General features: G+C 62.4%; 4 protein-coding genes. 2 read left to right on the top strand and 2 right to left on the bottom strand.

Annotated elements, in window-relative coordinates; all coding sequences use genetic code 11:
- Positions 1-293 precede the first annotated feature (293 nt).
- The gene (locus JOZ76_RS26285; protein WP_291703582.1) at positions 294-1,739 is read left to right on the top strand and encodes a helix-turn-helix domain-containing protein; all 1,446 of its coding nucleotides are present in this window, start codon (positions 294-296) and stop codon (positions 1,737-1,739) included.
- A gap of 12 nt (positions 1,740-1,751) precedes the next feature.
- Here JOZ76_RS26285 and JOZ76_RS26280 read toward each other — a convergent pair whose 3' ends face one another.
- On the bottom strand, positions 1,752-1,958 hold the full coding sequence (locus JOZ76_RS26280; RefSeq protein ID WP_291703580.1) for a hypothetical protein: 207 nt from the start codon (positions 1,956-1,958) through the stop codon (positions 1,752-1,754).
- Here JOZ76_RS26280 and JOZ76_RS26275 point away from each other — a divergent pair.
- Positions 1,957-2,289: a hypothetical protein gene (locus JOZ76_RS26275; protein WP_291703578.1), complete on the top strand. Its 333-nt coding sequence runs from the start codon at positions 1,957-1,959 to the stop codon at positions 2,287-2,289. The two genes, JOZ76_RS26280 and JOZ76_RS26275, sit on opposite strands and share 2 nt — an antisense overlap.
- Before the next feature lie 136 nt (positions 2,290-2,425).
- Here JOZ76_RS26275 and JOZ76_RS26270 read toward each other — a convergent pair.
- The coding region (locus JOZ76_RS26270) for a hypothetical protein (protein WP_291703576.1) at positions 2,426-2,752 on the bottom strand (327 nt) is incomplete at its 5' end.

Below are 2,752 nucleotides of genomic sequence, written 5' to 3'. Positions count from 1 at the left end.
CTTAATCTCGCCTTGATACGACGCCGCCCGCTGCAGGCCCTGCTCGCTGATCTCACGCGGTTGGAAGTTCATGACCGTGATCCTTTCGGCGACGATGGGGCAGCAGCATTTGATCCGCCACATCCGCCATCGACTTTTTTGACAGTGCATTGCGAAATGCGTGACGAGACGTAAACGCGAAATTCCTTAATTCCGATAGGGTACTTGCATTTGAATGGTGATGACATGTAACATCCATACCTGTCGCATATGTAACTTTGTCATAACTGTAACAAAAGGTCAGAGACCCTGCCATGCCCGCCGATTCCGGTAAGAAGCTGTTCGTCGGCCCCCGCTTCCGGCGCATCCGCCAGCAGCTCGGCCTGTCGCAGACCCAGATCGCCGAAGGGCTCGGCATCTCGCCGAGCTACATCAACCTGATCGAGCGCAACCAGCGCCCTGTCACCGCGCAGATCCTGCTCCGGCTCGCTGAGACCTATGACCTCGACCTGCGCGATCTGGCGACCGCGGACGAGGACCGCTTCTTTGCCGAACTCAACGAGATCTTTTCCGATCCGCTGTTCCGCCAGATCGACCTGCCGAAGCAGGAACTGCGCGACCTCGCCGAGCTCTGCCCTGGCGTCACCCACGCACTGCAACGGCTCTATGCGGCCTATACCGAGGCGCGACGCGGCGAGACGCTGGTGGCGGCGCAGATGGCCGACCGCAACGAGGGGCCGCGCTTCGAGGCCAATCCGATCGAGCGCGTACGCGACCTGATCGAGGCCAACCGCAACTATTTTGGCGAGCTCGAACAGGCCGCGGAAAGCCTGCGCGACCAATTGAATGTCAGCGCCGAAGAGCTGTTCGCAGCGCTCAGCACACGCTTAAGAGAAAAGCACTCGGTCACGACCCGCATCATGCCGGTCGACGTCATGCGCGACACCTTGCGCCGCTTCGACCGCCATCGCCGCCAGCTTCTGATCTCCGAGCTGGTCGATGCGCCGGGCCGCGTGTTCCAGCTCGCGTTCCAGATCGGGCTTGCCGAAGCATCCGGTCATTTCGAGAGCATCGTCGGTCGCGCCGGCCCGCTCGACGATCCCGCGCGCCGGCTCTACCGGATTACCCTGGCAAACTATTTTGCGGCCGCCGTGATGATGCCGTACGCGACCTTTCATGGCGCGGCCGAGGCGCTCGCCTACGACATCCACGTGCTGGCGCAGCGCTTCAATGTCGGTTTCGAGCAGGTCTGCCATCGCCTGACCACGCTGTCCCGCCCCAACGCGCGCGGCATTCCGTTCTTCATGCTGCGCGTCGACAATGCCGGCAACGTTTCGAAACGCTTTTCCTCCGGCACCTTTCCGTTCTCGAAATTCGGCGGCACCTGCCCGCTGTGGAACGTGCATTCCACCTTCGACACGCCCGACCGCCTGCTCAAGCAGGTGATCGAGCTGCCCGACGGCACACGCTATTTCTCGATCGCGCAGATGGTGCGCCGGCCGATTGCGCCTCACCCGCACCCGCAGCCGCGCTTTGCAATCGGGCTCGGCTGCGAGATCCGCCATGCATCAAAACTCGTCTATGCCGCTGGCATGGACCTGGACAAGGCGGAAGGCACGCCGATCGGGGTCAACTGCCGGCTCTGCGAGCGCGAGAACTGCAGCCAGCGCGCCGAGCCGCCGATCACCCGCACGCTGATCCTGGACGAGAACACGCGGCGGGTGTCCTCGTTCGCCTTCTCCAACGCAAGGGAGCTGTGACTGCCTGTTTCGTCAGATGCGCCGAGGATCGCCTTCGTCGTGACGCCGATCGACCTTCGCGTGCAATACGGATTCATGCGCTCTTGGGCAGAGCTCGATGGTGGCGAATTCGACCGTCCCGTTCTCGCGCGGCACCGCTCGCTGCAATTGCAAAGCCGGGCTGGCAATTGCATAGTTCGCCCGAATCAAACGGGTTTTAGGGAGCTTGAGGACGAGCATGGCAGACGCCGACCTGGACGTCGTGATCCGGCAGCTGGCCAGACAGCAGCAGAAGAGCCTGATGGCGGCGGCGAAGAAGCGGCGTGATCGCTATGGAAGCCTGGCGGCCAAGGCCAAGGACAAGCCGGCCCGGGATCGCTACCGGCAGATCGCCAAGGATACGATGGAGCATGCCACTACGGCCGTCCGGCGGCTGCAGATCTCCGCCGACAATGCCGCCGACAGCTCCGCGCGGTCGATGCGACAGGCCGTGGCGGCGGCCGACACCGCCGCCGCAGCGACCAAGGAGGCGGTGAAGAAGACGGCGAAGAAAAAGCCGGCGGAAGGCTGACGCGCGCAACCTGCGTCCCCGCATTTGCGCCCCTTTTGATGCGAAATTTCATGCCGTCCGAGAGACGCTCGGCACAGGCGCGGTTGTTTACCGCATCACCATTCCTTGAATGTAATTCATCTGCAGGTAACTCGCATCAGGCATGGTGCGCGGCCTCACATGAGCGGAGTTTCAAGGAATGGGACACGCGCCATCGATTGATGCAAAGATTTCTTCCCAAATTTCTGCTCAGACGACCTCCCAAAGAACGTCCAAAGACCATTCGCCGAGCCGCGAGCGAACCAGCAAAAGCCTGATCACTCATATCATCGAGGCTTTGCACCACGCGCGGCGGCTGCAGGCGAAACGAAATCTGCACCAGTACCGTCACCTGCTCGGCACCCCCGCCCAACGGGCCGTCCGCGAACCGCATGCCTCTTCCGGACATCGGCGCCATGGCATCGAATGAAGGGCTGGTTGCCCG

This window comes from Bradyrhizobium sp. (genome assembly GCF_019244115.1).
GTDB lineage: Bacteria > Pseudomonadota > Alphaproteobacteria > Rhizobiales > Xanthobacteraceae > Bradyrhizobium.
Note: the sequence above shows the minus strand (reverse complement) of the source record. Positions and strands in the feature narration are given on the sequence as shown.

Bases quoted from the DNA above. Each gene is read 5' to 3' on its own strand.
- JOZ76_RS26280 (WP_291703580.1), bottom strand. From the start codon at position 1,958: ATGCTCGTCCTCAAGCTCCCTAAAACCCGTTTGATTCGGGCGAACTAT.
- JOZ76_RS26275 (WP_291703578.1), top strand. From the start codon at position 1,957: ATGGCAGACGCCGACCTGGACGTCGTGATCCGGCAGCTGGCCAGACAG.
- JOZ76_RS26285 (WP_291703582.1), top strand. From the start codon at position 294: ATGCCCGCCGATTCCGGTAAGAAGCTGTTCGTCGGCCCCCGCTTCCGG.